The 5,766-nt window shown below is 72.9% G+C and carries 9 protein-coding genes; 8 read left to right on the forward strand and 1 reads right to left on the reverse strand.

Annotated features, from left to right (window positions below):
* The first annotated feature begins 259 nt into the window (after positions 1–259).
* From FVA95_RS27145 to FVA95_RS27180, 8 genes are all read left to right on the forward strand, one after another.
* Complete coding sequence (locus FVA95_RS27145; protein WP_149666657.1) at positions 260–595, forward strand: hypothetical protein; 336 nt, start codon at positions 260–262, stop codon at positions 593–595.
* Positions 596–662: 67 nt separating this feature from the next.
* Entirely contained in the window at positions 663–1,487 is an 825-nt protein-coding gene (locus FVA95_RS27150) for a DMT family transporter (RefSeq protein ID WP_020623642.1), read from the forward strand.
* 9 nt (positions 1,488–1,496) lie between these two features.
* A complete protein-coding gene (locus tag FVA95_RS27155; RefSeq protein ID WP_149666658.1) occupies positions 1,497–2,219 on the forward strand; it encodes an alpha/beta fold hydrolase in 723 nt (240 codons plus the stop codon).
* 77 nt (positions 2,220–2,296) lie between these two features.
* Complete coding sequence (locus tag FVA95_RS27160; RefSeq protein ID WP_149666659.1) at positions 2,297–3,250, forward strand: ketopantoate reductase family protein; 954 nt, start codon at positions 2,297–2,299, stop codon at positions 3,248–3,250.
* Positions 3,247–3,891: a maleylpyruvate isomerase N-terminal domain-containing protein gene (locus FVA95_RS27165; RefSeq protein WP_149666660.1), complete on the forward strand. Its 645-nt coding sequence runs from the start codon at positions 3,247–3,249 to the stop codon at positions 3,889–3,891. Before FVA95_RS27160 ends, FVA95_RS27165 begins: the two co-directional genes overlap by 4 nt.
* 78 nt (positions 3,892–3,969) lie before the next feature.
* Complete coding sequence (locus tag FVA95_RS27170) at positions 3,970–4,602, forward strand: pyridoxamine 5'-phosphate oxidase family protein (protein WP_075309397.1); 633 nt, start codon at positions 3,970–3,972, stop codon at positions 4,600–4,602.
* A gap of 54 nt (positions 4,603–4,656) precedes the next feature.
* Entirely contained in the window at positions 4,657–5,031 is a 375-nt protein-coding gene (locus FVA95_RS27175) for a hypothetical protein (RefSeq protein ID WP_149666661.1), read from the forward strand.
* A gap of 248 nt (positions 5,032–5,279) precedes the next feature.
* Positions 5,280–5,600: a hypothetical protein gene (locus FVA95_RS27180; protein WP_149666662.1), complete on the forward strand. Its 321-nt coding sequence runs from the start codon at positions 5,280–5,282 to the stop codon at positions 5,598–5,600.
* Here the strand turns inward: FVA95_RS27180 and FVA95_RS27185 are convergent.
* On the reverse strand, positions 5,597–5,766 hold a 170-nt coding region (locus FVA95_RS27185), incomplete at its 5' end, for an integrase core domain-containing protein (protein ID WP_149662779.1). The genes FVA95_RS27180 and FVA95_RS27185 overlap by 4 nt on opposite strands.

The raw sequence follows: 5,766 nt of genomic DNA on the forward strand, positions 1-5,766 counted from the left end.
TCTCGTTCTCAGCAGAGCCCATAGGGTCTGATGTCATCACTCACAGTGCCCATCCCGCCGGACGCTGAGGTCCGGCGTGTCGGGCCGGAACCACCGTTCGTTGCACAGGCCCCCACGCCCGGCTCGGCCCCATGCGGGAATGCGATACGGCCGCGCCCGAAGGTGTGAGCGCGACCGCGTCGCGCCGCCCGTCTCCACCCCTTCCGACGTGGTAAAACCGTGGTCGTCACGGTTCGGGGGCACGGGGTGAGAGGGGCGCGTGGTGACGCGGTTGGCGGGGGCGGTCATCGGCATGGCAGCGGGTGCGTTGGTGCTCGCCTATGTCGTGGTGGGCTGGCCGATCCTGGTGGTCGGAGGGCCGCTGCTGGTGGGGGTGGCCCTGATGGTCGGCGTCCTGGTCCTCACCGAGCGCCCGCGGGCCGTGCTGGCCCAGCGCCGGGCCGTCCAGGCCGGCACGTCACCCTGGCAGGCCGCCGCCGACACGCGTGACGAACAGCCCGGCCGCGGGCTGATGAGCGGCTTCTTCGAGATGCCCGCGGCACTGCCCGAGCAGCGGCCCGCCCCGTCGAACGCCCGCCCGGCCGGCACCCGGTAGCAGTACGTCACAATCGGTCGGTGCCGATCTTCCCGCGTGCCGCTCGTGCCCTGACCCGGGCCCGCCCGTGCTGATCGGGATGTTCTTCGCGGTGCTCGCGATGCTCTGCAGCACCGTCGCCGCCATCCTCCAGGCCGACGCGGCCAACCAGGGCGGGCGCACCAGCGCGGTCCTGGCCCGGCCGCGGTTCGTCGGCGGGATCGGGATGGACCTCGTGACCTGGCTCTGCATGGTCGTGGCGCTGCAGTACATCCCCATCTTCGCGGTGCAGGCCACGCTCGCCGGGGCCATCGCGATGACGGCGCTGTACGCCCGCTACTTCCGCGGCGAGTGGCTGCGGCCGGTGCACCGGTTGGCGATCGGTGCCAGCATCCTCGGGCTCGCGTTCGTCGCCGGCAGTGCGGGGACCGAGCGCAAGCAGGCCCTGACCGGCCACGGCACGACCGTGGCCGTCCTGATCGCGGCGCTCGTGGTGTTCATGGGGGCGACGCTGGCGGTCACCAACTCGACCAAGCCGTGGCCGTCGGCGGTGCTCGCCGGGCTCGGGCTGGGCGGCGGCTCGGTCTGCATCCGCGCGATGCACGTGTCCGAGGGCGTCGACCTCGCCGGTCTGCTGCGCGAGCCGCTGGTCTACATCCTGGTCGGCATGGCGCTGACCGGCCTGTACAACTACGCCCGCGCGCTGCAGCTCGGCGACGTCTCCACGGTGACCGCGCTCTACATGGTCACCCAGGTCGTCGTGCCCGGTCTGGTCGGCATCACGCTGCTCGACGACACCGTCCGCCCCGGTCTGTGGTGGCTGCTGCTGCTCGGGCTGGCGCTCGTCGTCTACGGCACCTCGATCCTGGCGCGACGCCGTCCGGAGAAGCGGACTCCCCCGCGGGTGGCCTAGTTTCGGCTCATGCCCTCCTTCGAGCGCCCCGGCGTGACACTGCACTACGAGGAGCACGGCACGGGCTTCCCGGTCCTGCTGCTCGCCCCGGGCGGCATGAGCTCGACGATCGCGGCCTGGGACAACGCTCCCTGGAACCCGGTCACCCACCTCGCGCAGCGGTACCGCGTCATCGCGATGGACCAGCGCAACGCCGGGTCCTCGGTCGCCGACATCCACGGCGACGACGGCTGGGACACCTACACCGCGGACCAGCTGGCCCTGCTCGACCACCTCGGCGTCTCCGAGTGCGCGGTGCTCGGCATGTGCATCGGCGGCGCCTACATCGCGAACCTGCTGGTCACCGAGCCGCAGCGGATCCGGGCCGCGGTCGCGCTGCAGCCCATCGGCCGTGCCGACAACCAGCACCTGTTCGAGGAGAGGTTCGACGAGTGGCGCGCCGGGATCGAGGCCGACCACCCCGGGGTGTCCGACGACGACTGGGCCGCGTTCCGCACGAACATGTGGGGCGGCGGCGGGATGCTGTACTCCGTTCCCGACGAGGCGCTCGCCCACGTCACGACGCCGTGGCTGGTGCTCATGGGGACCGACGTCTTCCACCCGGAGCCGGTGTCGCGCCGGCTCGCCGAGCTCGCGCCGGGCGCGGAGCTGGTGGAGCAGTGGAAGGTCGAGCCGCACGTCGCCGACGGCCGCGCGGCCGTCGACCGGTTCCTCGCCACCCATCTGGTCTGATTCCTCCACGACGGCGGGCACCCACTGCCCCGCCGTCGGTGGTGCGCCGGAGCGACGGTTGAGTCAGGATCGGCGTCGTGCGCTACGTGGTGATCGGGGCAGGGGCGGTCGGCGGGACGATCGCGGCGCGGCTGCACGCGGCGGGGCGGGAGGTCGTCGCCGTCGCTCGGGGCGCGCACCTCGACGCGATCCGCGAGCACGGGCTGCGCCTGGACACCCCGGACGGGTCGACGACCTATCCGGTGGACGCCGTGAGCACGGTCGCCGAGGCCCGCCCCACCCCCGACGACGTCGCGATCCTCGCCGTCAAGTCGCAGGACACCCCGCCGCCGCTGGCCGCGCTGCTCAAGGCGGCGCCCGGGATCACCGTGGCGTGCGCGCAGAACGGCGTCGCCAACGAGCGGCTCGCCGCGCGCCGCACCGACCGGGTGCAGGCGATGCTGGTGATCCTGCCCGCCGAGCACTACGAGCCGGGGGTGGTCGTCGCGTCGTCGTCGCCGGTCCCGGGGGTGCTCGACGTCGGCCGGTTCCCCTCCGGGGTCGACGCCACCACCGAGGCGATCGTCGCCGACCTCACCGCGGCCGGGTTCTGCTCCCGCGCCGACCCGGACGTGATGGCCGCGAAGTACGGGAAGCTGCTCACGAACCTGGCCAACGCGGTCGACGCGATCTGCGGGCTCGACGACCCGGACGCGCCACGTCTCGTCGAGGCCGCGACCGCGGAGGGCCACGCCGTGCTGGCCGCGGCCGGGATCATCGCCAGGACCGGCGACGACGACCGCGTCCGCCGGGAGGGCATCGTCACCGAGCGGCCGGTCGCGGGTGCGACGCGGCGAGGCTCGTCGTCGTGGCAGAGCCTCCGGCGCGGTTCCGGTTCCATCGAGGCCCGGTACCTCAACGGCGAGATCGTGGCCCTGGGCGCGGCGCACCGGATCGCGACCCCGGTCAACACCGAGCTGATGCGGGTGGCCGAGGAGATGGCCGCGGCCGGGGAGCAACCGGCGTCGCGGTCGGGTGCGGACCTGCTGTGACGGCCTACCCGCTCGACGTGGCGCGCCCGGCGTTCCTCGACGCGCTCGACGGGCTGTCCGCGTTGCTCGACCACGTCGACGACACCGACCTGCACGCTCGCAGCCGCTGCCACGGCTGGCTCGCCGCGGACGTCCTCGCGCACCTGCACCTGGGCCTGGTCGAGATGCTCGCCGGGTTCCCCGCCCGTACCGACCGTCCCGCCGACGCCGACCTCGCGACCTACTGGACCGCGTTTCCCGGGTCCGAGCTGCCGGACTGGGCGCACGAGCGCTTCGCCCGCGCCGTCGCGTCCGCCTACGCCCGCCCGACCGGTCAGGTCGCCCACGTCGCGATGACGCTGCGCGGCCTGCGCCGGCTCGTCGCGGACCTGGACGGGCCGTACCGGCTGGAGTTCCAGGGGCACGTCCTCGACGTCGGGGACTTCGTCGGCACCTGGGTCGTCGAGGTCGTGGTGCACCACCTGGACATGACCGTCGTGCTGCCGGACGCGCCCGCGCCGCCGGAGTCCGGGCTCGCGGTGGTGCGGGAGACGGTGCTGCGCCTGGCCGGAGACGCCGCCGTCGCGGGGTGGGAGGACGACACGGCGCTCGCGCTGGCCGCCACCGGGCGGGAGCCGGGCATGACGCCCGTCCTGGGCTAGCAGGTGATGCCGGTCGTCCCCACGCCCGTGACCGGGAATTCTCTCGGCCCCGCGCCCGTCCGCGCCTACCGTCGACCCATGACGTCCGACGCACACGGAACCGAGATCCGCACCCTCGCCGAGCTGCAGCAGATCACCGGGCAGCCGATCGCACCCGCCCTGGCGAAGGAACGCGACCACCTCGTGGACGTGCACCGCGCCTGGCTGGCGGCGTCCCGGTTCCTGCTGCTGGCGACGTCGGGCCGGGACGGCACCTGCGACGTCTCGCCGAAGGGCGACCCGGCCGGGTTCGTGCACGTCGTCGACGACCGCACGGTCGCGATCCCCGAGCGTCCCGGCAACGGTCGCGTCGACGGCTGGCGCAACGTCCTGGAGAACCCGCACGTCGGCGTCATCCTGCTGGTGCCGGGGCGCAACGACACGTTGCGCATCAACGGCCGGGCCCGCCTCGTCCGCGACGCGCCCTACTTCGACGAGCTCGCCGTGAAGGGCCGTCGACCGCTGCTCGCCTGCGAGGTCGCGATCGAGCAGATCTACTTCCACTGCCCCAAGGCGTTCCTGCGTTCCGAGCTGTGGGCGACGGAGAGCTGGCCCGCGCCGGACGCGCTGCCCTCCACCGCGCAGCTCGCCAAGCGGCTCGCCCGCCCCGACGAGCCGCTGGAGAAGATCGAGGAGTACTACGGCGCCGGCTACGCGGCCCGGCTCTACTGAGGGTCACGCAGGTTACATCGAAACCCCAGGTCAACCCCTGCACAATGGGAAGACGTGACACCCCCCGTCCCGCCGCTGCGGCGGTCCCTCCGCGCCCTGCTGTCCGCCGTCCTCACCGCGCTCGCGATCCCGGTCGTGCTCGCGGCGGGTGCCGCGCTGCCACCGGCCGCGGTGGTCGCGGGGATCGTCCTGGCCGTGGTGGTCGCCGGGGTGGCCCGCACCCTGTCCTGGGTGGCCGGGGAGCCGATCGGCGAGCGGGCCACGGTGCTGGCGGTGGCCAGCGGCCTCGGCGCCGGGATCGCGGCGATCACCCTGGGTGTGGTCGCGGTGTTCGCCGGTCCCGCGGTGCTCGTGCTCGTCCCGCTGCTCACCGGCGCCGGGATGGTGACCTGGTGGGTCGCCCGCCGCGACGTGCCTCCCGCGCTCTGAGCCCATGATCACCGGTTGTGGAGTCCGGAGTGCGCTCCACGACGCTCCGCACGCCACGACCGGCGATCATGCTCCCGCGCGGCGACCGTCATCTGCCCCTGTCTGCTGGCTGTGCTGGTCTCGGCGCACCGTGAGGAGGCCAGCACTCCCCTGCCTCTGAGCGGTGTGGGGTGTGGGGTGTGGGCGGAGCCTCTGATTCCTGCGGCCCTTACCGTGTCGGATGAGCACTTCTCGGGGGAGAGGTGGGTATGGCGAAGGGCGAGCGCCTTGCTCGACACGGCTGGATGTCGTCCGAGCTGGGTTCGTGCAGCGATCGTCAGTTGGCGTCGATGGTGGACCGAGCGGCGCCCCGGGGCACCGGGATCGGCGGTACCTCCGCGGTACTGGAGGTCGACCACACCCCGGTCTTCGTGAAGAGGATCCGCTTGACCGATATCGAGCGGAAGACGTCGAACGTCGAATCGACGACAAACCTCTTCGGGCTGCCGGTGAAGTGCCAGTACGGCGTGGGAAGTCCGGGCTTCGGCGCCTGGCGCGAGTTGGCGGCGTGCATCACGACGACGGACTAGGTGTGATGTCCAGGGAGGTTGGTCAGCCTGGTGACTGGTGGCTGGCCGCCGATGGCGGAGTGAGCGCGGTGGTGATTGTAGAAGTGCAGCCAGCCGGGTAGGGCGTCGTTGCGTTGGCGGGTCGACTCATAGAGTCGGGCGTAGGCCCAGCCGTCGGCCAGGGTCC

The sequence above is a fragment of the Pseudonocardia sp. EV170527-09 genome, from assembly GCF_008369905.1.
In the GTDB taxonomy this organism is placed as follows: domain Bacteria; phylum Actinomycetota; class Actinomycetes; order Mycobacteriales; family Pseudonocardiaceae; genus Pseudonocardia.

Bases quoted from the DNA above. Each gene is read 5' to 3' on its own strand.
- FVA95_RS27155 (WP_149666658.1), top strand. From the start codon at position 1,497: ATGCCCTCCTTCGAGCGCCCCGGCGTGACACTGCACTACGAGGAGCAC.
- FVA95_RS27170 (WP_075309397.1), top strand. From the start codon at position 3,970: ATGACGTCCGACGCACACGGAACCGAGATCCGCACCCTCGCCGAGCTG.
- FVA95_RS27180 (WP_149666662.1), top strand. From the start codon at position 5,280: ATGGCGAAGGGCGAGCGCCTTGCTCGACACGGCTGGATGTCGTCCGAG.